The organism is Paenibacillus sp. TSA_86.1, from assembly GCF_052691815.1.
Genome location: NZ_JBQZGE010000015.1, coordinates 127,301 through 149,158 on the forward strand (window position 1 = coordinate 127,301; position 21,858 = coordinate 149,158).

The 21,858-nt window shown below is 47.7% G+C and carries 24 protein-coding genes; 22 read left to right on the plus strand and 2 right to left on the minus strand.

Annotated elements, in window-relative coordinates; all coding sequences use genetic code 11:
- Positions 1–3 precede the first annotated feature (3 nt).
- The 4 genes from ACUTVW_RS22570 to ACUTVW_RS22585 all read left to right on the plus strand — a co-directional run bounded on the left by ACUTVW_RS22570 (position 4) and on the right by ACUTVW_RS22585 (position 5,808).
- The gene (locus tag ACUTVW_RS22570; RefSeq protein ID WP_445647814.1) at positions 4–795 is read left to right on the plus strand and encodes an alpha/beta hydrolase; all 792 of its coding nucleotides are present in this window, start codon (positions 4–6) and stop codon (positions 793–795) included.
- Between the two features lie 235 nt (positions 796–1,030).
- On the plus strand, positions 1,031–1,738 hold the full coding sequence (locus ACUTVW_RS22575) for a DUF6483 family protein (protein WP_445647815.1): 708 nt from the start codon (positions 1,031–1,033) through the stop codon (positions 1,736–1,738).
- Between the two features lie 95 nt (positions 1,739–1,833).
- The gene (locus ACUTVW_RS22580; RefSeq protein ID WP_445647816.1) at positions 1,834–3,075 is read left to right on the plus strand and encodes a class I SAM-dependent methyltransferase; all 1,242 of its coding nucleotides are present in this window, start codon (positions 1,834–1,836) and stop codon (positions 3,073–3,075) included.
- 531 nt (positions 3,076–3,606) lie between these two features.
- On the plus strand, positions 3,607–5,808 hold the full coding sequence (locus ACUTVW_RS22585) for an O-antigen ligase family protein (RefSeq protein WP_445647817.1): 2,202 nt from the start codon (positions 3,607–3,609) through the stop codon (positions 5,806–5,808).
- A gap of 64 nt (positions 5,809–5,872) precedes the next feature.
- Here the strand turns inward: ACUTVW_RS22585 and ACUTVW_RS22590 are convergent, their stop codons facing one another.
- On the minus strand, positions 5,873–6,220 hold the full coding sequence (locus ACUTVW_RS22590) for a dehydrogenase (protein WP_445647818.1): 348 nt from the start codon (positions 6,218–6,220) through the stop codon (positions 5,873–5,875).
- 160 nt (positions 6,221–6,380) lie between these two features.
- On the opposite strand from ACUTVW_RS22590, the gene ACUTVW_RS22595 reads away from it, so the two are divergent.
- The 17 genes from ACUTVW_RS22595 (at position 6,381) to ACUTVW_RS22675 (ending at position 19,922) form a co-directional block, all read left to right on the plus strand.
- The gene (locus ACUTVW_RS22595; RefSeq protein WP_445647819.1) at positions 6,381–6,998 is read left to right on the plus strand and encodes a DedA family protein; all 618 of its coding nucleotides are present in this window, start codon (positions 6,381–6,383) and stop codon (positions 6,996–6,998) included.
- The gene (locus tag ACUTVW_RS22600; RefSeq protein WP_434749434.1) at positions 6,998–7,567 is read left to right on the plus strand and encodes a thioredoxin family protein; all 570 of its coding nucleotides are present in this window, start codon (positions 6,998–7,000) and stop codon (positions 7,565–7,567) included. Before ACUTVW_RS22595 ends, ACUTVW_RS22600 begins: the two co-directional genes overlap by 1 nt.
- Before the next feature lie 5 nt (positions 7,568–7,572).
- A complete protein-coding gene (locus ACUTVW_RS22605) occupies positions 7,573–8,205 on the plus strand; it encodes an MBL fold metallo-hydrolase (RefSeq protein ID WP_445647820.1) in 633 nt (210 codons plus the stop codon).
- Positions 8,206–8,503: 298 nt separating this feature from the next.
- Positions 8,504–8,776, plus strand: coding sequence for a hypothetical protein (locus tag ACUTVW_RS22610; RefSeq protein ID WP_445647821.1), 273 nt, complete (start codon positions 8,504–8,506; stop codon positions 8,774–8,776).
- A gap of 137 nt (positions 8,777–8,913) precedes the next feature.
- Positions 8,914–9,441 (plus strand): RNA polymerase sigma factor SigY, encoded by a 528-nt coding sequence (gene sigY / locus ACUTVW_RS22615; protein WP_445647822.1) that lies wholly within the window; start codon positions 8,914–8,916, stop codon positions 9,439–9,441.
- Position 9,442: 1 nt separating this feature from the next.
- Positions 9,443–9,781, plus strand: a complete 339-nt coding sequence (locus tag ACUTVW_RS22620; protein ID WP_445647823.1) for a YxlC family protein — start codon at positions 9,443–9,445, stop codon at positions 9,779–9,781.
- Positions 9,774–9,998, plus strand: a complete 225-nt coding sequence (locus ACUTVW_RS22625; RefSeq protein ID WP_445647824.1) for a sigmaY antisigma factor component — start codon at positions 9,774–9,776, stop codon at positions 9,996–9,998. The genes ACUTVW_RS22620 and ACUTVW_RS22625 overlap by 8 nt, the downstream gene beginning before the upstream one ends.
- A gap of 162 nt (positions 9,999–10,160) precedes the next feature.
- Positions 10,161–10,544, plus strand: a complete 384-nt coding sequence (locus ACUTVW_RS22630; RefSeq protein WP_445647825.1) for an ATPase — start codon at positions 10,161–10,163, stop codon at positions 10,542–10,544.
- A gap of 174 nt (positions 10,545–10,718) precedes the next feature.
- Positions 10,719–11,006: an Asp-tRNA(Asn)/Glu-tRNA(Gln) amidotransferase subunit GatC gene (gatC, locus tag ACUTVW_RS22635; RefSeq protein ID WP_434749440.1), complete on the plus strand. Its 288-nt coding sequence runs from the start codon at positions 10,719–10,721 to the stop codon at positions 11,004–11,006.
- 27 nt (positions 11,007–11,033) lie between these two features.
- A complete protein-coding gene (gene gatA / locus ACUTVW_RS22640; RefSeq protein ID WP_445647826.1) occupies positions 11,034–12,491 on the plus strand; it encodes an Asp-tRNA(Asn)/Glu-tRNA(Gln) amidotransferase subunit GatA in 1,458 nt (485 codons plus the stop codon).
- A gap of 26 nt (positions 12,492–12,517) precedes the next feature.
- Positions 12,518–13,957, plus strand: a complete 1,440-nt coding sequence (gene gatB / locus ACUTVW_RS22645; RefSeq protein ID WP_434749442.1) for an Asp-tRNA(Asn)/Glu-tRNA(Gln) amidotransferase subunit GatB — start codon at positions 12,518–12,520, stop codon at positions 13,955–13,957.
- Positions 13,958–14,089: 132 nt separating this feature from the next.
- Complete coding sequence (locus tag ACUTVW_RS22650) at positions 14,090–14,557, plus strand: GNAT family N-acetyltransferase (RefSeq protein WP_445647827.1); 468 nt, start codon at positions 14,090–14,092, stop codon at positions 14,555–14,557.
- A 33-nt stretch (positions 14,558–14,590) separates the two neighbouring features.
- Positions 14,591–15,301 (plus strand): MgtC/SapB family protein, encoded by a 711-nt coding sequence (locus ACUTVW_RS22655; RefSeq protein WP_445647828.1) that lies wholly within the window; start codon positions 14,591–14,593, stop codon positions 15,299–15,301.
- Positions 15,302–15,451: 150 nt separating this feature from the next.
- The gene (locus ACUTVW_RS22660) at positions 15,452–16,048 is read left to right on the plus strand and encodes a hypothetical protein (RefSeq protein ID WP_445647829.1); all 597 of its coding nucleotides are present in this window, start codon (positions 15,452–15,454) and stop codon (positions 16,046–16,048) included.
- A gap of 31 nt (positions 16,049–16,079) precedes the next feature.
- Complete coding sequence (locus ACUTVW_RS22665; RefSeq protein WP_445647830.1) at positions 16,080–17,501, plus strand: DUF4097 family beta strand repeat-containing protein; 1,422 nt, start codon at positions 16,080–16,082, stop codon at positions 17,499–17,501.
- A gap of 161 nt (positions 17,502–17,662) precedes the next feature.
- On the plus strand, positions 17,663–18,088 hold the full coding sequence (perR, locus tag ACUTVW_RS22670; protein WP_445647831.1) for a peroxide-responsive transcriptional repressor PerR: 426 nt from the start codon (positions 17,663–17,665) through the stop codon (positions 18,086–18,088).
- A gap of 103 nt (positions 18,089–18,191) precedes the next feature.
- Complete coding sequence (locus ACUTVW_RS22675; protein WP_445647832.1) at positions 18,192–19,922, plus strand: glycosyl hydrolase family 18 protein; 1,731 nt, start codon at positions 18,192–18,194, stop codon at positions 19,920–19,922.
- A gap of 139 nt (positions 19,923–20,061) precedes the next feature.
- Here the strand turns inward: ACUTVW_RS22675 and ACUTVW_RS22680 are convergent, their stop codons facing one another.
- Positions 20,062–20,439: a DUF2614 family zinc ribbon-containing protein gene (locus ACUTVW_RS22680; RefSeq protein ID WP_445647833.1), complete on the minus strand. Its 378-nt coding sequence runs from the start codon at positions 20,437–20,439 to the stop codon at positions 20,062–20,064.
- A 131-nt stretch (positions 20,440–20,570) separates the two neighbouring features.
- Between ACUTVW_RS22680 and ACUTVW_RS22685 the strand changes: the two genes are divergently transcribed.
- Positions 20,571–21,449, plus strand: coding sequence for a nucleotidyltransferase-like protein (locus tag ACUTVW_RS22685; protein ID WP_445647834.1), 879 nt, complete (start codon positions 20,571–20,573; stop codon positions 21,447–21,449).
- Positions 21,450–21,858 lie beyond the last annotated feature (409 nt).

The window sequence follows — 21,858 nt, forward strand, 5'->3', positions numbered from 1 at the left end:
AATATGGAAAAAGTGATGTGTGATGGAACGACGATTTGTTATGCCGAGCAGGGTAAGGGAGAAGTCCTTGTATTGCTTCATGGATACTGTGGCAGTTCTTCGTACTGGGATGAAGTTGTGCCGGAACTGGCTCGCAGCTATCGTTGTATCGTACCTGATCTGCGTGGACACGGCAAAACGGACGCACCTGTTGGTAGTTATACAATCGAACAGATGGGCAATGATGTGCTGCAGCTGTTAAATGAACTAGATGTGGAAAAAGCAGTGATTTTGGGACATTCCATGGGCGGGTATATTGCGCTTTCCATTGCACAGCATCACCCGGAGCGTTTGAATGCATTTGGCCTGATCCATTCAACAGCGTTCCCCGACGGTGAAGAGGCGAAGGAGAAACGCTTGCGCGCAGTATCCACGATTCAGACCGAAGGCATTGTGAATTTTGTGGACGGGCTGGTTCCTGGTCTGTTCGCACCGGACAATGTGGAGTCGATGTCCACACATGTGAATCGTGTGAAAGAAATTGGTTACCAGACTGCCCCTCAAGGTGCAGTTGGTGCAGCACTGGCTATGCGTGAACGTCCGGATCGACGTGATGTGTTATCGGCCACACCACTTCCTGTACTGCTTGTAGCAGGGGAGAAGGATGGGCTGATTCCGCCAGAGCGCACCTTTACGAGTGATAAGCCTCATATTGTGCAAGCTACGATTGCAGGTGCAGGACATATGAGTATGTATGAAGCACCAGAAGAATTGATTCAGGTGATTAAACAGTTTATGACCGGTTTGTCTAACTGATTTTACTTGAAGATGAGCGAGTGTCCGATGAAACATGGTCGGTCTATTGATTGGATGTGAAGCCCCTGTATGTCCATGTGGACAAGCAGGGGCTTTGATTTGGTTTGCGCCTTGCTTCTGAAGCAGGAGCAAGCTGGACTTTCGCTTTTTTTCACGGCATGAATTAAAATAAAAAGTATGGATACACGATACATAATAATGTGATAGATGATTGAAGACATAAGGGGGCACACCGATGTTCAGGAAGGATTACCTGCTCCGAATGGTGGAGGATATGACAGAGGCAATTGGCAAGGCTTTTACGCTCAAACAACAGCGAAAACATGCGGAGGCCTTGTCAGAACTGGATGAGCTAATGCGCAGACAATTTGGCATGAATCTGTCTTTGCTGAACTCCCTGCCTGCAGAAGATGTCATTGAGATGTTTCGTTTTCGCGGGGTCATTGAGGTGGACAATCTGCAGCAAGCGGCCAGACTTATCGAGGAAGAGGCATATATCTATCAGGAGAAAGCCAGAGTCGAGGGCATGGATGATCAGGAGAAAATGGAGGCAGAGGATGCAGCGCTTATGCGTTTGATGCGAGCTTTACATTTTTACCTGTATGCCTTAAATCACGGGGCTAACCCCCAACTGTTGCAAGCGCCCGAACGTATAGACGGAGTCATGGAACAGATTGAGGGATATGAGCTTCCTGCCCGAACGGAGAAGCAGCTTGCGTTATACCGGGAGCAACAGGGGCGATATGATGCAGCTGAGAATGGGTGGTACAGGTTGCTACATCTTGGCGCGGAGTATCCGGTACAGTATGAGCAAGATGCAAAAGCATTTTATCAGAGGTTAACCGAATTTACGGATGAGCAGCTTGAACAGGGCGGTTTGCCGCGAGACGAGGTCAATGAGGGACTGGCACAGATTAAAGCGATGGAGACCAAACGTCAGTAGGCGAAGGGTTAAACAGATGGAGTCCAGGCTCTTCACTTGGAGAGGAAACAGAATTATGGTATGGTAACGGTTGACCAAACCAAACCGAAAGTGAGATGTACCCCGTGGATTCGTTGCGAAAGCTTATACATGATATTTTTGAACAGAACTCGCTGATTACGGCGACCTTAAGTCAGCTACGCAGACGGGACAATGTCTCGTTTACCAAAGTGCAGGTGAAGCCGGTGACACTGAAAAATCAGCTTCATTACCAGTTTGCTTTTCACTACGCAAATAAAGTGCTGCATGAGAATTTGACCCCGGATGAAGCGTTGGAGCGTATGACTTTGTTATGTGAAGAGACGTTTCGTCAGGGATTGCTCTGTACGGCAGATGCAGATTATCAAATTCTGATCAGCAAAAAATATAAAGTGTCCATTCTGACCAAATCTCCATCCAAAACAGCCGTAGATCTGTCCCATAATCGCAAAAAGCAATATGTGCTGGAAGAGGGAGTCCCCGTTTCGTTTCTCGTTGAACTTGGGATCATGAACGAGGAAGGACGGGTGCTTGCACGCAAATACGACAAGTTCAGGCAGATCAATCGTTTCCTTGAGATGGTGCAGGATGTAATTCCCCATCTGCCGGAAGGGCGTCCGCTGACAATTGTGGATTTTGGCTGCGGTAAATCCTATCTGACCTTTGCCTTGTATCATTATTTGTCTGTACAACAGCGACGTTCACTCAACATCATCGGTCTCGATTTAAAGGCGGATGTCATTGAGCATTGTAATGATCTGGCTAGACGTTTGCATTATGGTGATCTGAAATTCCTCGTTGGGGACATTGCAGATTATGATGAGCTGAACGAAGTGGATATGGTCGTTACCCTTCATGCCTGCGATACCGCTACGGATGCGGCACTGGAGAAAGCGGTACGCTGGGGAGCATCTGTCATTATGTCGGTTCCTTGTTGTCAGCATGAACTGTATGACCAGGTTGAGTCTTCGGTGATGAACCCGCTTCTGTCCCATGGCATTCTGAAGGAGCGCTTCTCTGCACTGGCAACGGATGCGATTCGCGCCAAACTGCTCGACGTGATGGGATACAAGACACAGTTGCTCGAATTCATTGATCTGGAAAATACACCGAAAAACATTCTGATTCGTGCCGTTCGCGGTCAGGCTGGGCAAGTCGGGGAGATGTGGAGTGAATACACTGCATTCCGTGATTTTATCCATGCTGACCCATACCTGGAGCGTGCATGTGCAGATTTGCTGCCGGTTGAAGGAAGCGGATCTGGTGGGCAAGTGGACAGGGAAAACTTGGAGCGGTCTGCGAAGTGTAATCTTCATTGATTTTTTGTTCGAAACGTCTGACGCATAAGTGGTCTGTAAAAGGAAGGAAATGGACATACTGCTGCAAGGGTCGTTTTACTCGATGTGCAAAGTGAAGAATATAAACGATATGTGCGTGATTCCAGATATATAAAAATAAAATCGTTTATCCCATAATTAAGTGAGAAAGTGCGTTTAGGGGAATGGTTTTACTTGCATAACTCAGGATGTGTATTCCGTTGTAGATCATGAGCTGATCGACGGATAGGTGGAAATAAGGTAGAAGGACCCGAAATCGGGACTCTTCTGCCTTTTTTGTTTTTTAATAGCTGACGAAAAAGGAGGTGTGGAATGAAGGAGCTTCCGAAAAACAGGTGCTATTTAAGAGGAGAAAACAATACATATAACGATATAGCCAGTCCATGTCGTATATCTTTCTCCGGGCAGGAGTCATCTACATCTAGTTTTAATATCGGCATGGAAGGAAAAGGAAGAGGAGGAGGGAAGAGGTCGATCGGGTCAAAAAGGACTGTAGTTCTAGGCTTAAGCACAGTGGCTATATTAATGGCAGGGTGTATGCGTAGAGGTTTATTTAATTCTGCTGACTTGTATCCCGTTATTCTGATGACCGGAACGATCATGATGATCTTTCTTGTGGTGTACATCGGGGGAACGTTAGGGAAGAAACATGTTGACCTAGGTTTAGTGCGTGTGAAATCACTGCATCCGGAAAAATGGGGTTATGCCAATGTTGCGTTTCCTGTGGCCATGATGTTGTGTTATGCCATACATGGGTGGACAGGCTCGGTGAGTACACAGGGCAGCATCCATGAAATGCTGCGCTGGAGCCTGCTTGCGATGTTTGCCTTGCTCGTCTCGCTGCTGGCTGCGAGTGAGGGTGGGGTGCGCTGGCTTGCCTTTGGCTGGCAGCTGGCAGGCGGTATGCTTGTGCTAAGCGGCATCCTGGCCGTGTGCGGTGTGCTGCCGCTGCCCTACGGGGTCATGCGGATAGCTGACCTCGAGATCAGCTCCGCCGGAGCCCGGCTCGGCGGATTGCTGCAGTACCCTAATGCGTACGGTGCCATCGTTGGCATGTACGTATTGGAGCGGCTGACCGCCGCCGCAGCGGTGCTGGCCGGGCGCGCCGTCCCGGCCAGCCGGCTCTTCGCGGCGGTGCTGCCGCTCATGCCCGCGCAAGCCGCGCTCCTGCTGAGCGAGTCGCGCGGCGCCTGGCTTGCGGCCGGCTGTGCCGCGGCCGCCGTCTTTGCCCTGCAGCGGCGCGGTGCCCGCCTGCCGCTGCTGCTGGCCTTGGCCGCGCCCCTGGCGTGCGCGGCCTGGCTGTACCGCCAGCTGGCTGCTGCCCAGCTGGCGCCTGCACCCGGGCCCGGCCTGCTCGCACTGGCCGGGGCATGGGCAGCTGCGCTGCTCGGCACGCTGCTGCTGTGCCGTCTCTGGCACAGCGGCGCCCGAGCCGGGCGCGCCGCTGCCGTGGCGGCCACGGTGCTGGCGGGCATCGCCGCCGCACTTATGGCCGCGGCCTCCACCGCCGAACGTTTCGCGGCGGGGGTCGGCACAGGGGCATCCCGCCTGCAGATATGGCGGGATGCCCTGCAGCTATGGTCCGAGGCCGCCTGGCTCGGCCACGGGGGAGAGACATGGCGCAACATGTTGCGCGCCATCCAGTCCTCGCCGTATGTCGGCGGCGAGGTTCACAGCGGGCTGCTCGATCTGGCCCTGGATACGGGCCTGATTGGCATCGCGCTGATTGCAGGGTGGCTGCTCATCACCCTGCACAGCATCCGCCGCTTCGCTCCGCGTCTGCTGCCAACCGTGCTTGTCTTCGTCCTGCATGGAGCCGTGGACTTCGACTGGAGCTACTCGCTCAGCTGGATGCTCTTCATCTGGCTTGCCGCATGGGCGGTTGCGCTGAGGACAGAAGCAGAGTCGGCCTCAACGCAACCGTTCACGAATCGCAGTGCTGCGGGTGCATCTCTTGCTCCATACCCATCCATAGATTCGGCTTATATGGTCATGACGGAGGCTCCGACTGTGAAACCTTCGAGCATGCCACGCCCATCTCAGCGTTACGCGTACCATCACACTTTGAGAGCCATCTGTTCAAGGCTGGTCCAGGTCAAACGATATATAGCCACGTTTTTACTTGCCTGCTGGCTTGGAGGAACCGTTTGCATGACGGCCCGTTACGCATGGGCAGATATGCAGTATCGTTATGCGCTGGCTGAGCCGATAGGGACGACTACAAGTGTCGAACATCTCAAATCAGCATATCGCTTGAATCCCACTCGGCCTGATCTGGTGATTGCCCTTGCGCGTACACTTCCTCAAGCGGAAGCCAAACCCATTTTACTGGACGGCTTGTCCCGTTCGCCGAAAGATTCTGATCTTTATTTGCAGCTTGGACGGTTGGCATCGCACTCAGGGGAAGGGAAGCAAGCGGGAAAGTATTTTATCACAGCCACCGCTTTGAATCGTTATGATGTTGACACCTGGAGAACGTCGCTCTACTGGATGGAACATGCGGCGATGCGTGAGATTTCAGAAGGCCAGATCCGGGAAGGCAGGCAGACTGCGGTTATCGGCATACAAATGCTTGAATGTTATAGAGAATTGGCAACACAGGTGAATTCAAAACGAATGCGTAACGACCGTCGTTTCCTACTGCACGCTTCGGCTTCATCGACTGGTGAGAACTTGCACAGAATTGCTATGGGTTCCTTTGGAAGGGTCCGTTAGAGTGTTGGGAAATCTTGAACAGGCGGAAGAGGGATATCTCTGCCTGCCTGTTCGGGTTTTCTTTTTACAGACGGTAACCGCCAAAGGCGTGTTTGAATGCTTCTTTCAGCGATTCCACCTCAACGTCCCACAGCGTAGCAATGTCTGCGCTGACTTCGGTATTCCACCATTCACACAGTTTTTTGCGGTCATTGCGATTTTCTCCAACCCAGAGCAGGTTTGCAATAACTTTGGTGTAGTATTGCTCCTCGGCCTGCTTCATGCGTTCCGGAGAGACGTACAATTTTAATCTTTTGGCCGTTCGATACAATTCCTTGCTGCAGGCGCGGCGAATACCGCGGGCAGAGGGCAAGTTTTGGCCGGATTGCTTATGTTTGACCGGGGGAGATCCGGGCGCAGATTTGAATGACACATTCTCACACTCCTCTCCCCATACCATATGCGGAGCAACGCCGGCGGGATACTGTCCCGCTCTCACAAGTAGCCACGTTCAGATGCCTGTGATAAAATAAGGACGAACATCCATGGTGCTCCAGAGCACCACCATTTCAGGGAAAAGAAAGAGGGTTGAGATGGACGTTATTCATAACATTGTCAGCCAATTATTCGACTGGATTCAAAGTCTGGGATACTTCGGCATCATGCTCGGATTAATGATGGAGATTATTCCAAGTGAAATTGTGTTGGCATATGGCGGTTTTCTCGTTTCTCAGCATAACATTAACTTCTTCGGTGCGATGATTTTTGGCACAGTGGGCGGGGTATTGGCCCAACTGTTTATTTACTGGATTGGTCGTTATGGCGGCAGACCTGTACTTGAACGCTACGGTAAATACATATTGATCCAGAAAAAACACATCGACCATTCCGAAGAGTGGTTCCGTAAGTATGGTACAGGTGTTATTTTCACAGCCAGATTTGTTCCAGTCGTAAGACACGCCATCTCGATTCCGGCGGGCATTACGAAAATGCACACAGGCAAATTCATACTGCTTACTACACTCGCTGTTATACCTTGGACTGCATTGTTTATATATTTAGGGATGATTCTCGGGGATCAGTGGAAGCATGTAGATGAGAAAGCAGCCCCTTTTATTACGCCGATTCTGCTTATTGCGCTTGCTCTTATGATTATTTATGTTGTTATTAAATGGATGAATGTACGTAAAAAGAGAGGAAGTGTGAAGTAATGTCCAAACCTAACTTATCTCACAAATTCGGTAAAGGTTTGCCTCCGAAGGAATTTATCGCAAGCATGACCAAAAATCAGAGTGAATTTCAGGCGAACTACGATAGCTTTGTCTGGTCAAGTGAAGAGGATCGTGAATTTTTCGAAAGCCTGAACCATCGTGACGACCTTCGCGTGCTGATCCTGGCAGCAGATTGGTGCGGTGACGTTGTGCGTAACATTCCGGTTGTATTTCAGGCACTGGAGATTTCCGGCATCCCAACCGAAGTACTGATTATGGAGAATCATCCGGAAGTGATGGATGAATTCCTGACGATGGGTGGTCGTTCTGTGCCGATTGTGATCGTAGCAGACACAGGCGGACATGTATTAGGTCAATGGGGACCTCGTCCGCAGCACGTACAAGAGGTGATGGTGGAGTTCAAACGACTGAATCCTGATCGTGAAGCTGCTGACTACCAGGATAATATGGCAGAGACGCGTAAAGAGATTCTGAAACGTTACGGGGAAGGAACGGAGTCCCATGCAGTCGTCATTCGTGAGTTGCGTGAGCTGATTTCGGGTTTTTAATCGATATGTTGAACATTCGTACATTTACGCTCGGACCGCTGCAGACAAATGCCTACCTCTTACAGGGGCAGGATCCGGGAAAAGCTGTTATTATTGACCCAGGTATGAATCCTGGTCCGCTGCTCAAGGTGATTCAGGATCTGGAGGTTGAAGCCATACTGTTGACTCATGCTCATTTCGATCATATAGGCGGTGTGGAGGAGATTCGCAAACTGAAGGGATGTCCTGTTTACTTGCATGATCTGGAAAGTGACTGGCTGACTACAGCCAAGCTGAACGGATCGTTGAACTGGTCACAGGTAACACCACCCATCACTGCCGCTCCGGCAGAATTTGCCCTGGATGAAGGTCAGAAGCTGCAATTGCTTGGCCACACGTTTCAGGTGTACCATACACCAGGACATTCTCCAGGTAGTGTAAGTCTACTTTGCGGGAATGATCTGTTTTCCGGAGATGTGTTGTTCCGCATGGGTGTAGGCAGAACGGACCTGGCAGGTGGGCGTGAACGCGATCTGGTGGATTCCATTCAGAACAAGTTGTATCGATTCCCTGATGAGGTTAAGGTATACCCGGGACATGGCCCTAAAACAACGATAGGTTATGAGAAACAGAATAACCCGTATGTTCCTGCAAGATGATTCGACAGAATATGTGAATTAAGTCTGGACAAGTTCCAACTTTTTCATTAGAATAGCAATTAGTTGTTACAAGCGTTAAGGCATCACTTAACTAAAGCGTTAAATAGAAACACCCTAACTCGCGAAGCACGCAGACTGTGGTCTATACCCGGTTTGCGTTCTTTTTTTGTTTTCAGCCCATTTTCCGCAAGCAGAATGACAGGAACGAGTGGAAGTGTGTAACGATAAGCAGAGTAGATTATTAAGAAGATTGTAGACGAATGACCAACATGGAGTGAACGAAAGTGAGGGAATAAATGTGGAGAAATTAAGAGTAATTCCGGCGAAGAAAGCAACGGAGTATACAAGTCTTGATGAGCGCCCGCCGGGTTTGAATTCCGTCATGCGATCCGTTATTCGAGAAACAGCTTTCCAGAAAACCTACATACCTAATAGCAGTTTTACTCCTGTCCATCACAATAAGAAAGTTCGTAACATTCATCAAAATATTTGGAATAGCCATGTGCTACGAAACGGAGCTCACGAACAGCGGTGGTTCGACAAGTTGCAAGATTACCGAAATGGAGTCTGATTGCCCGGGAAATTGTCGTATTTAATTTATTGAAATGAAAGAAGCCAATGAGATTTTTAATTTTAGTTTGTGTTGAACGTTTCGGTGGATCCTGTCGTATTACCATAAGATTGAACAGGAAGCGGGTGATCATTCGGATGAGAACAGCTGAATTGGAGGAAGTACGCAGAGCAGCAGAGGGCGATGACAGCGCACTCGCAGCACTATTGCAGCGCCATTATTCATTTGTGTATAAATATCTTATAAAAGTTACGATGGATTCTAATTTGGCTGAAGAAATTGTTCAGGATACCATGGTTCGGTGCATGGAAAACATTCGGCGTTATGATGGTACATCAGCATTTTCGTCATGGATGATCACGATCGCAACCCGGATTTACATTGACAGAACCAGACGAAAGAAGAGAGAGCAGAGCTGGCTTGAGTTAATAAGGCATCAGGCGATACGCCGTTTTCGTTGGCAGCTCGAAAGTCGAAACGAGGAATGGACGGATGTGATGGATGCGATGACAAGACTAACCCCTGAGCATCGCATTACGGTATTGTTGAAGCATTATTATGGATATAGTTACGATGAGATTGGGCAGATGTTAGGCATACCTACTGGAACAGCCAAGTCGCGGACAGCTTATGGTCTCCGTCAATTGAGAAAGGAGCTGGAATAGAATGAGCAGATCGAATGAGACACAGGATCAGGAAATCGTGCAGCGATTGCAGCATTCAATGAAAGCACTGGATGATGTCTGTGAACCGGCGAATATTCCTTCATTGGCATCACTCGAATCCCGTGTCAGGGAGCAAAGACGACTGAAGCGCAGAGCCAATCTGATTGAACTCATCTGCTTCTTGGTGGTGGCGTTGATGGTAATTACGCTGGGAACGTTGCTGATTGTTTCTTCGCCTGCCGTGTACCTGGGCATACAAGCTTTGGGTACAGTTATTGCTGTCATAGCAGCCACATTATGGCTCGTCCGGCAACGGAAGGAGACGATGCATCATGAATAAGCTTCATTATTCTTTGGCAGAGATTCCCCCAGTCCTGCTTGCATTCCTGGCGCTCCTGCTTTTGTTTCAAGGAACATGGATTTTTCAAGATGCACGCAAACGTGGACGATTTCCCTGGTTATGGGGTTTGTGGGGCATTACCAGCGTTCCCGGTCCCCTGCTCATTTACTGGTTGGTTGTGATTCGTACCGACCGTAATCGACACCGTAAAAAGTAAACATAACAGATGATATGGGAACGAGCAGATATCCCTTGCAGAGATCTTCAAAAAGATTTTGCACAAATATGTTGTTTAATTCTAGTATTCCTAGACATCGTTATTCTTTTCTAGTAGACTATACAAATAAATATGAATGATAGACTACCAGGAGGTTAGACGATGCTGCGATTAGGAGAGAAGGTTGTCATCGTCGCGGATGCGTTTGAGCAGAATCTTCCTGTAGGGGAATTTGGATATATCATCGCTTATGACCGGAATCCGGACAATGCGTTCGATTACGTGCTTCGTGTGCCGTTGGTTAATCGGAACTTTTTTGTTCCATCCGGCGACGTCGATCTGGAAGAGATTCTGCTGAAGCAGGAAGCTGAGCGGGTCGAGCGAGAAGCGTTGATAGATTACGCCCTTGCAACACATAATGAGAAGCTGTTTCATCATCTGATGAACGGTGAGCCTCAAGCTGTGGAAGAGGAAGAAGAAACCGCGAATGATGTCATGTCCCAGGCGGATTTTATAAAGCAGGTTAATCTGCGTGCATGGATTTAAGAATTAGATTGTTCAGGAGTCGGCTGATGCCGGCTCCTTTTTTGCTTTTACATTGAATTGTCGAACTATCTCACCTATAATTAGAAAAGTTATCTTGGGACTTTAGCCCGTTAAACGAATGCTTCGTTTGCAGGGTTATCTCAAGCACAGAACGAATGAAGGAGGCATCCGGTAATGAGTATTTCGAATAATGACGTTCAGCATGTGGCCAAGCTGGCCCGGCTTAATCTGACTGCTGAAGAAGAACAGACGCTGACAGGTCAGCTGAACGCGATCTTAAAATATGCAGAGAAGCTGAACGAGCTGGACACAGACCACATTGAGCCAACAACACACGTTTTGCATGTCAGCAACGTGATGCGTGAAGATGAAACCAAGGAAAGCCTGTCCATTGAACAGGTGATGCACAACGCACCAGATGAAGAAGACGGGCAGTTCAAAGTACCTGCTGTCATGGAATAACGGATAATTGGAAGGAGGACAAGCACTGTGAGTTTATTTGAACAATCGTTGCCTGAGCTACATAACAAGCTGCATGCCAAAGAACTATCGGTCAGTGATCTGGTCGATCAGGCGTATCAGAATATCGGTGCACATGATGACAAGGTGAAGGCTTATCTAACACTGGACGAGGAGAATGCACGCGCACGCGCTCGTCAGCTTGATGACCGACTTGTCAGTGGTGAGGAGAAAGGTTTGCTATTCGGTTTGCCTGTTGGGATTAAAGATAACATCGTGACGAACGGCCTGCGTACCACCTGTGGAAGTCAGTTCCTGCGTAATTTCGACCCGGTGTATGATGCAACAGTTGTCGAAAAGCTGAAAACGGCCGACACCGTAACCCTCGGTAAACTTAACATGGATGAGTTCGCCATGGGCGGTTCCAACGAGAATTCCAGTTTCTCTCCTGTGCATAATCCATGGGCACTTGATCGTGTTCCGGGCGGATCTTCAGGTGGTTCTGCAGCGGCCGTTGCCGCGGGAGAGGCGTACTTCACACTTGGATCAGACACGGGCGGTTCCATCAGGCAGCCTGCTTCCTATTGCGGAGTTGTTGGATTGAAGCCAACGTACGGACTGGTTTCCCGTTTTGGTTTGGTGGCATTTGCGTCATCACTCGACCAGATCGGACCTTTGACCAAAAATGTAGAAGATTCTGCTTATGTGCTGCAAGCCATTGCCGGCTATGATGCCAAAGATTCGACATCTGCCAAGGTGGATATCCCCGATTATTTGAGCGGACTGACGGGGGATGTGAAAGGTCTGCGCATAGCCGTACCGAAGGAATACATCGGTGAAGGTGTTGACCCGCAAGTCAAAGAAACTGTTTTGGCTGCACTCAACGTACTGGAGGGTCTTGGAGCGACGTGGGAAGAGGTTTCTTTGCCGCATACCGAATATGCAGTAGCTACCTATTATCTGCTTGCTTCTTCTGAAGCTTCATCCAATCTGGCTCGTTTCGACGGTGTACGTTATGGTGTGCGTGCAGACAATCCGGAGAATTTGCTGGATCTGTACCACCAGTCCAGAAGTCAGGGCTTTGGTCCAGAAGTAAAACGGCGTATTATGCTTGGAACCTATGCACTCAGCTCCGGTTACTATGATGCGTATTATTTGAAAGCTCAAAAAGTACGTACATTGATCAAACAGGACTTCGATGATGTATTTGCCAAGTATGATGTGATTATTGGACCTACTGCACCTACAACAGCATTTAAGATGGGGTCTCAAGTTGACAATCCACTTACGATGTATCTGAACGACATCCTGACGATTCCAGTCAGCTTGGCGGGTGTTCCTGCGGTCAGCATTCCTTGCGGATTCGCAGATGGTTTGCCTGTTGGTTTGCAGATTATCGGTAAAGCTTTTGATGAAACAACCGTATTGCGTGTAGCGCATGCGTATGAACAAAATACAGCATTCCACAAGCAGCGTCCGCAGCTGTAGACTGCCCGGAACGGAGGTAATAAGAAATGTCCGCATCTAAATACGAAACGGTCGTTGGACTTGAAGTCCATGTGGAGTTACATACGAACTCCAAAATTTTCTGTGGCTGCTCCACCGCTTTTGGAGCTCCGCCCAATACACACACCTGCCCGGTCTGTCTCGGTCACCCGGGTGTACTGCCAGTATTGAATCGTCAGGCAGTTGACTATGCAATGAAAGCTGCAATGGCTCTCAACTGCACAATCGCTGATGTCAGCAAGTTTGACCGTAAAAACTATTTCTACCCCGATTCACCTAAAGCGTATCAGATCTCACAATTTGATCAGCCGATTGGTGAGAATGGCTGGATCGATATCGAAGTGAACGGCGAGACGAAAAGGATCGGTATTACACGTCTGCATTTAGAAGAAGATGCAGGTAAGCTCACACATGTCGATGGTGGTTACGCCTCCCTTGTCGACTTTAACCGTGTCGGAACTCCGCTCGTGGAGATTGTTTCCGAGCCGGAAATTTCTTCTCCGGAAGAAGCGCGTGCGTATTTGGAAAAATTACGTGCGATCATGCAGTACTGTGATGTTTCTGATGTGAAGATGGAAGAGGGATCCCTTCGTTGTGACGCTAACATCAGCTTACGTCCACATGGTCAGGAGAAGCTGGGCATCCGGGCGGAGCTCAAAAATATGAACTCCTTCCGTGGTGTACAGCGCGGCCTGGAGTATGAGCAGTATCGTCAGGCTGAAATTCTTGACGACGGCGGCGAAGTTGTTCAGGAGACACGCCGCTGGGATGAGGCTCAGGGCAAAACCTTGTCGATGCGTGGCAAAGAGCAAGCGCATGACTATCGTTACTTCCCGGATCCGGATCTTGTGAAATTGCATATTGATAACGAGTGGAAGGAACGTATCAGAGCTTCCATTCCTGAGTTGCCGGATCAGCGTAAAGCCCGCTATACTGCAGATTACAGTCTGCCAAGTTATGATGCGGAGGTCATCACTTCCTCCAAAGCGATCGCAGATTTGTTCGAAGATAGTCTGAAATATACGCAGGATGCTAAATCCGTCTCCAACTGGATTATGGGAGATTTGTTAGGTTATCTTAATACCAACAACCTTGAGGTAACACAAGTTCCGCTGACGGGGCAAGGGCTCGGCGAGATGATTGGATTGCTGGAAAAAGGCACTATTAACAGCAAAATCGCTAAAACCGTATTCAAGGAAATGCTGGAGAGCGGCAAGCTTCCGCAGCAGATCGTTGAAGAAAAAGGACTTGTGCAAATCAGTGACGAAGGAGCCATTCTTGCCATTGTCGAGCAGGTCGTTGCGAACAACCCGCAATCGGTTGAGGATTATAAGGCCGGTAAACAAAAAGCAATTGGTTTCCTCGTAGGTCAGGTCATGAAAGAAAGTAAAGGCAAGGCGAATCCAGCCCTCGCCAACCAACTGCTTACAGATGTACTGAACCGCTAATCCTTCCGGTGAGGCCGGACAGAAAGAGGCTGGTCCCTGTGACAGCCTCTTTTTTGTTATGAAATACCCTGACGCGCCGTGTTATTTCGGTTTAACGGTTTATTTAGCCTGATACGAGGGAGCTACTTAACGATGAGAATTCAATCGTTGTCATTGCGTGATGAAGACATGTTAACCCAGTTGTGGAGGCTGCAGCATATGGCTTACCGGCTGGAAGCAAAAATCATCGGATTTCAAGACATTCCACCTTTGCTTGACACAATCGAGACATTGCAGAACTGCGGAGAAACATTTTATGGATGTGTGGACGAACAGGATGGAGAGTTACTTGGTGCGGTTGCCGTGATTGCAGAAGAAAGAGACACATTAACTATCACACGTATGATGGTACATCCTAACCATTTCCGCAAAGGAATTGCTGCATCGCTAATGGAGCATGTTTTTGAAGAACATCCCAACCTGCCTCGGTACATCGTTTCCACCGGAACACTTAATACTGCTGCGGTGAATCTATATATGAAGTTCGGATTTAAGCCAGTGGAAGCTGCGCAGATTGCACCTGGAGTGGAATTAACAACATTTCATAAGAATAAGCTTTAAGCATGTGAACAACTTAGAGGGGGAACTACGATATTGAGCAATCCTTGGTTCATTGATGAATGGCATATTTTGCTTCGTTTATTGCTGGCGATGCTGCTTGGTGGGCTTGTTGGCTTGGAACGTGAGAGATCCAATCATGCTGCCGGACTTCGCACTCATATTCTGGTATGTCTGGGATCGGCACTAATTATGATGCTGTCTATTTATGGTTTTAAAGATTTTGCACATGAATTAAACGTACGGATTGATCCGGCGCGTCTCGCTACAGCGGTTATTACCGGTGTCGGGTTTTTGGGTGCGGGAACGATACTTTTTACAGGGAAGTCCATTACAGGACTCACGACTGCAGCGTCAATCTGGGTCGTTGCGGCGATTGGTCTTGCCGCGGGTGCGGGGTTCTTTTTTGCCTCCATCGTCTCCACCGTGCTGGTACTCTTGAATCTTTGGGTATTTAACAAATTAGAGCTCAGGTACTTGCGCGGGAACAAATTGCATGTCATTACCCTCCACACCTTATCCGAACCAGCGATATTAGAGAAAGTCTCCTCTTTTATGGAGCAGGAAAAGATCAGAATTCGTAAAGTTACGGTGAATGAGCCGGATTTGGCTTTTGCAGAAGTCGTATCCGTTGAGCGGAAAATAGAAATCGTGCTGCACGTCCAAGTGCCGCATGACTTAAAAACGATACAGATTGTCTCCAAGTTAAGGCAGTGGGAACATATGACCAGAGTATCTATTGAATAAAAGAATTCTACACCCTCCGTGCGCAGGAATAGCGGAGGGTTTTTCTTAATATCCATTTTACTTCCAGTTACTCTTCGGACGCTTTAGGGTACTATCTAACCAAATGCATAAACGAGGCTATCGGCTATTTCTTACAGAAAGGAGCATGTTATGAAGAAGGCACATACACACCTCGCAAGAACAAGAAAGACCAGAAAGCCCAAGAGAGTACGGAATAAAACACACAAATTTATTGCCGGGTTGTTAAGTGCCATCATTCCGGGTTTGGGACATATCTATTTGCGTCTGTACATGCGCGGTTTAACTTTTATATTGCTTGTATTGCTTGATTTATCCGCTCTGTTATACTTTTCGTCCATTGGCATACAGATTAATGTGCCTCTACTGATCTTGCTGGCTCTTTGTATTCCGGTAATTTACTTTTACAACGTATATGATGTGTTGCAATCGGCGGATTGGGTTATGCTGCGCAGACGCCGAGCTGTAATGCAAGGGAATATGGACAAGCTGCTAATTGGCGAACGTTCTGAACGGGATCGAATGATGGTGTGGGAGCGGGGTATTTCATTCGGACTTCTATTAATTGTTGGAGGTTCACTGATGGTACTCTTCTTCCGTAAACCACGCTGGTTTCAAGAGTTGATTGCTATGTACGGTGGATATTCTTTTGCCATTTTGATGATCGCAGGCGGTTTAGTACTGTTTGGCCGGGAATTCTGGGTTATGCTGCGTAAGAAGAAAACATAGAGAACGGATACGGACGGAAGGAGGGAAAAGGATGAACCGTAAAATCCGGGTTGGACGTTATACGGCTGCTGCTCTAATAGCTGCGGTTGGTGTACTGCTCATTATGGATAAACAGTGGGGGACAGACTACCTCTACGAATTCGTGGATTGGTGGCCGTTTTTGCTTGTGGCTCTGGGTGTAGAATGGATCTTGTTGTTCCTGTGGACACGCGGGAGAGGTAAACGAGATTCAGATCGTTTAACCCCGTCAGATGATCGCCAAAAAGCTCGTTTTAAACCGGATGCCAAAGGCATTTTGGCATCTTTGATTTTAACTGCTTCTGTATTTATTGTGACGGAACAGGATCACTACATGCATCTGTGGAACCGAGTCAGTCTTAATCTGGGAGCAGCTTCAATGGACTATAGTCAGGCTGCCGGTTATAAGGAAGATAAGGTCACGATCGGAGTTCCTGTCCGTATGGATACTTCGGATATCGTGGTTGAAGGTGTAAATGGAGATATAACGCTCCAGCGTGGAGATACGGATGAGGTTAAAGTGAATACTGTTGTCTGGGTAGATCAAGCGTCTGATGTGCAGGCCAAGGCAGTAGCAGCGGCCTCTTTCGTAGAAGCGGAAGGAGATAAAGTCATTCATATCAAAGCAACAGGTAAAGCATATGGTGAAAATGAAAAAATGCAGCCACGCATGAATATGACGATCACTATTCCAGACGACCGCCGCTTCAATCTGGATATCCGCACATCGAATGGGGCAATTTTGTTAAACCGTCCTGAAGCCATCAAGACTATTTTTGCCGAGACAGGTAATGGGCGAATTCGAATTACGAATGCGGTCGGCGATATTACAGGGAAAACGCTGAATGGTGACGTGATCGTAGCTAACGCTATAGGCAATGTGGATCTGGACAGTAATCGCGGGGATATGAAAGCGCGCGGGGTTTCGGGGGATGTAGATTTGACAACGCAAGTAGGAAATGTCAGCATTACAGACTCTATTGGTGAGTATACAGCCGAAACCCGGAATGGAAATATTACACTGGACAGTGCCAATTTGGCCGTTAAAGCCCAGTCCCTCAATGGTAGTATTCATATTGTCTCCACCAAGGTTGGCGGAGATTGGGATGTGTACAGTGCCGTTGGAGCGATTAACGTAATGATCCCCGAGCGCGGGGATTACAGTCTGACGGGTTCCAGCAGTTACGGTGATTTGCGGACAGATATGCCCTTTAACGTAAAAAACAAAACGATTGAAGGACAGCTTGGTGAAGGAGAGTACAGGATCAAAATTGAAGGGAACAGTGATCTGACGGTGCATCGTAATCCTGAGGATCCTTTACCGCAAAGCCTATCCACAGGTGCTGAAGAAACGAATGGGAATGGGCAGCAGACGACGAATGAAGGCCAAAATTCCCAGCAGGAACCCACGGAAGCTCCCGCATCGTCGCGTTGACAACAAACTTGCAATCGCCGTACAATAAATATACACTGGCAAGGTTACATGACGCGCACGAGCATTTGTCGTTGTGAACAGCCGGCAAACAACACTCTGTATAGAGGGTGAAGGATTCCCTTTTTCTCACACAGAGAATGAAAGGTAAGGCGGTGGGCTTTATGGCAACACGTGTCCAACATGCGTTGGAGCAGCTTAAAACGACCGGTGTCCGTATTACACCCCAGCGTCATGCCATATTAAACTATTTGATGGAATCGATGGGGCATCCGACAGCCGATGAGATCTACCGGGCGCTTGAACCCCAGTTTCCGAGTATGAGCGTGGCGACCGTATATAACAATCTTAAAATGTTTCTGGAAGCCGGTATGGTTCGGGAACTGACCTACGGAGATAATTCAAGTCGTTTTGATGCTAATGTGACGGATCACTATCATGTAATATGTGACCAATGCGGCAAAATTGAAGACTTCAGCTATCCTTCGTTGAAGAGTGTGGAGCTTCAGGCAGAGTCAAGCACGGGATTTGAAGTACATGGCCACCGATTGGAAGTATATGGTGTGTGCAAAAGTTGCAGGGATCAATAGAGATGATTTACAATATTAACGTGTGGAATTCGGTATGGATTCTTCACGTTTTTTATTTATGCATATGTTCAACATCATCTTTGGAATTAACGGAGGTACTCGTTTGGGTAGAAAAAGTAAATTTACACGTCGTAAACGACGTTCATTTTGGCCGGGATTACTCGGAGCTTGTCTGGTGGCTGGTGGTGCCTATTGGCTTATAACCAGTGTGTGGTTAAACAAGGTTCATGAAGATCCGGATTGGCTCGGGAGAAATCAGCCTATTTTTGTAGATGGGCAGCTGATGGATGAGGAAGCTTCCGGTACAGGTGCGCAGCTTAAATTGCCCGTAAAGGTACTGCAAGAAACCATTGATCCGGGCATACGCTACGAACCTGATTCCGGAGATATTATTATTGCTTCACCGCAGCGAGTGCTTCATATGAAAGAGGGCAGTACCAAGGCAGAATTAAATCATCAGAATTATCCGATGAAGGTAAAGCCTGAGGTTAAAGCGAATGAGGCGTATATTCCTCTTCAGCCGCTGAAAGAGGTATATGGACTGACCGTGCAGGAAAACCCTACAACAGGAGCAGTTATTTTGATGCGCGGTGGAGATACGATACAATACGCTGCGATTGATACCTTGTCATCCAAAGAAGATCAGACCGTTCCGTTATACAAGCGAAGCGAGGAATCGTCGCCCATTCTAACTGATATGCAGAAGAACACAAGAGTAAGTGTGTGGCAGACGGGAAAAGATCAGAGTTTTGTGCAGATGGATAATGGTTATGCCGGTTATGTAGATAATGATCATCTCGTTCTGGGTGAGAAAAAGACGCTGGACCTTCCGAAGTTTACACCTACTGCTGCGGAGAAAAAGTGGAAGAACAAACCGGTCAACTTGGTCTGGGAAGCTGTCTATAATCGTCAGCCAGATGTAAGCTCCATCGGGAAAATGCCTGGCGTTAATGTGGTGAGCCCAACATGGTTCCATATTACGGACGGCAGTGGAACGGTGAAAAGCAAAGGAAATCAATCCTATGTGAACTGGGCTCATCGCTCAGGGATGGAAGTCTGGGGCCTGATGGATAACAGTTTTGATCCGAAGATCACCAAGGTGGCACTCTCTACCTACGCCAAGCGTACACACATCATCGAGCAGATGCTGGAGTACGCGAGAACGTTCCAGCTGGACGGCATTAATGTCGATTTTGAGAATGTGCATACCGAAGATGGAGTGAATGTAACTCAATTTGTACGTGAAATGAAAGCGATGGCCCGCATTCATGGATTAATGTTATCGGTGGATGTTACGCCAAAATCAAATAGTGAAATGTGGTCTGCGTTTTTAGATCGTCGCGGATTAGGAGCGTTTGCCGATTATATTGTGGTTATGGCGTATGACGAGCACTGGGCAGCCAGTCCAAAAGCTGGCTCGGTAGCCTCACTCCCGTGGACGAAGTCTTCGATGCGCCGCATACTGGAAGAAGATGAGGTGCCTTCGGACAAGCTGATTATGGCCGTTCCTCTATACACACGGATTTGGACTGAAAAAGCGAACGAACAGGGCGAGATTAAAGTATCCTCCAAAGCTGTAGGTATGAACACCGTACAGGAGTTGATTAAGGAGAAGAAACTTAAACCTGTTCTGGATCAAGCAAGTGGGCAGAACTATGTGGAGTATAAGGAAGATGGTGCAGTCAAAAAAATCTGGATCGAAGATGCAGTTTCCCTGCAAGCACGGGTAGATCTTATTTCTTCGTTGAAACTTGGCGGAGTGGCTGCATGGAACCGAAGTTTTGCTAATGCTTCGGCATGGGAAACACTCAAGCAAGCGGGTTACTCTAAATGATTTGGAACTCATCATTGTTATAGTTTGTAATAGAGTAATATAGCAAAAGCCCCGGTAAAGGTACCGGGGCTTTTTAATGTGTCAAATACATATTCAGAAAGCGAGTTAACAAGGTCGAGATTCCAGAGTGGCTGCGAAGTTACTTCGAAGATGTGGCGGGTGGAGTAGGTGTATCCAATGGTGGACTGATCGTATTGGCTTTGTTCGGATCCATTGTAAGAATCGTATGGCAGAACATACAGCGGTCTGTCTTACCCAACATTTTAGTTAATTTGCCGCATTCCGGGCAATCAACCTGTACAGCACTGGTTGAGAGCATGCCTGCCCAGAAATAAATGATTAGACTGCCGAGCATGGCAACAAGGCCAATGACAAGACCAACAGCTGCGATGACCTTTCCGGCATGTCCCCAGAACACTATTCCGGCTGTCCCCAGTATCATTAGGCCCATGCCTAACATGGTTAATAGTAATCCCCAAGTGCGAAAAGCATTAATTTTAGCTGATTTAAAAATCATGAAAAATGCTCCTATCGTATGAGTAGTATTGGACCTGAAAAAGAAGGAAACGTTGTACTTCGTGTAGAATTACATTATAACTGACTTGGCGCTAGACTGCCATGAATTGTATAAATTGTATGGAGGGAATCGTGGAATTAAAGAACCTTGCTTTTTTGTCCGAGCAGTCGGAAGAGAAGGGGGCAGTTGGGGCTATCGCTTATTCCCACCCGGGAGAGCGATTCCACGGCTCCCTGATTCAGGATTTTGACTTGCTGGTACTGATCGTACACAACACAGATCAATCCATATCAACAGTCGAACATTACAGATACGGTGATCTTCGTTATCAGTTGATCTATGCCAGTCGGTCTGATTTGCAGATTACTGCAGTTACGGGAGAACATGATGATCTTATGCAATGCCTGATTGAAGGGGAGATTATCTGGGAAACAGACAATTCGATTAGTAACTTGCGGGAAGAACTATCTTCATTCGGAAATGAGTTGCGTGAGCAAAAACTGTTTCATGAGTTCACCAGTTTTCTAAGAATGTACGTGGAAGCCAAGCGCCATATCCAGCAGGGGCATGTTGTCGATGCTTATTATGATGCTTTGAAGGCTCTGGGGAACTGGGCGAGAATTGTACTTATTGAGCAGGGCATCTACCCTGATCATGCTGTCTGGACTCATGTACAGCAACTGGATCGTGCGTTGTGGAAACTATATCAGGAGCTAACAGTAAGTTCCGAGACTTTGGAACAGCGTGTTGAGCTTGTCTTGCTTGCCTGTGAGTTTTCCGTCATGTCTAAAATGGGAGAATGCTCGGAACTTCTGCTACGTGTGATAAGAAGTCGTAAAGAACCTTGGAGTATGAATGAACTTGTCCATCATCCTCAATTAAGGTTTGTGCGCAAGGACTTGCCTCTGGTTCTTCGTAAACTTGTGTTTCGTTCTATTGTAAAAGAATCAGCCGGATGGCCTTCTCTGGAGGGAGAAGGCCGGGAAATTCGCTATTGGATTGAGACTTGAGTTATTTCGTCCATCAGATATGTGAAGTGGTGTATAAAGGAGGGGAAACCTTCCTTTTTTGTTTGTTTAATAATTTATATGTTTGGTGTTGACTCCGGTCCGGGAAATATGATACATTATATTTCGTTCCCCAATTGAGCAAATTGTCAGTAGATGATGAATTTACTTGAGGGAAAGTGAAGAACAAGGGTCTTAATAAAAGAAATTAAAAAATGTTCTTGACGAAAACAAACGAAATGTGTTACATTATTCAAGTCGCCGCCGAAACTTGGTTGAGACAAAAAAGAAGTAAACAAATCGTGTTTGATCTTTGAAAACTGAACAACGAGTGAGTAAACATTCTGCTTGCAGAATGAACGCGAAAGTATGAGACAAGCCTTGGCTTGGATCAACTAGAGCACAAATGAGA

Bases quoted from the DNA above. Each gene is read 5' to 3' on its own strand.
- ACUTVW_RS22600 (WP_434749434.1), top strand. From the start codon at position 6,998: ATGTCCAAACCTAACTTATCTCACAAATTCGGTAAAGGTTTGCCTCCG.
- ACUTVW_RS22665 (WP_445647830.1), top strand. From the start codon at position 16,080: ATGAACCGTAAAATCCGGGTTGGACGTTATACGGCTGCTGCTCTAATA.
- perR (WP_445647831.1), top strand. From the start codon at position 17,663: ATGGCAACACGTGTCCAACATGCGTTGGAGCAGCTTAAAACGACCGGT.
- gatB (WP_434749442.1), top strand. From the start codon at position 12,518: ATGTCCGCATCTAAATACGAAACGGTCGTTGGACTTGAAGTCCATGTG.
- ACUTVW_RS22650 (WP_445647827.1), top strand. From the start codon at position 14,090: ATGAGAATTCAATCGTTGTCATTGCGTGATGAAGACATGTTAACCCAG.
- ACUTVW_RS22660 (WP_445647829.1), top strand. From the start codon at position 15,452: ATGAAGAAGGCACATACACACCTCGCAAGAACAAGAAAGACCAGAAAG.
- ACUTVW_RS22620 (WP_445647823.1), top strand. From the start codon at position 9,443: ATGAGCAGATCGAATGAGACACAGGATCAGGAAATCGTGCAGCGATTG.
- ACUTVW_RS22630 (WP_445647825.1), top strand. From the start codon at position 10,161: ATGCTGCGATTAGGAGAGAAGGTTGTCATCGTCGCGGATGCGTTTGAG.
- ACUTVW_RS22605 (WP_445647820.1), top strand. From the start codon at position 7,573: ATGTTGAACATTCGTACATTTACGCTCGGACCGCTGCAGACAAATGCC.
- ACUTVW_RS22680 (WP_445647833.1), bottom strand. From the start codon at position 20,439: ATGATTTTTAAATCAGCTAAAATTAATGCTTTTCGCACTTGGGGATTA.
- ACUTVW_RS22625 (WP_445647824.1), top strand. From the start codon at position 9,774: ATGAATAAGCTTCATTATTCTTTGGCAGAGATTCCCCCAGTCCTGCTT.
- ACUTVW_RS22575 (WP_445647815.1), top strand. From the start codon at position 1,031: ATGTTCAGGAAGGATTACCTGCTCCGAATGGTGGAGGATATGACAGAG.
- ACUTVW_RS22570 (WP_445647814.1), top strand. From the start codon at position 4: ATGGAAAAAGTGATGTGTGATGGAACGACGATTTGTTATGCCGAGCAG.
- ACUTVW_RS22595 (WP_445647819.1), top strand. From the start codon at position 6,381: ATGGACGTTATTCATAACATTGTCAGCCAATTATTCGACTGGATTCAA.
- sigY (WP_445647822.1), top strand. From the start codon at position 8,914: ATGAGAACAGCTGAATTGGAGGAAGTACGCAGAGCAGCAGAGGGCGAT.
- gatC (WP_434749440.1), top strand. From the start codon at position 10,719: ATGAGTATTTCGAATAATGACGTTCAGCATGTGGCCAAGCTGGCCCGG.
- ACUTVW_RS22580 (WP_445647816.1), top strand. From the start codon at position 1,834: ATGTACCCCGTGGATTCGTTGCGAAAGCTTATACATGATATTTTTGAA.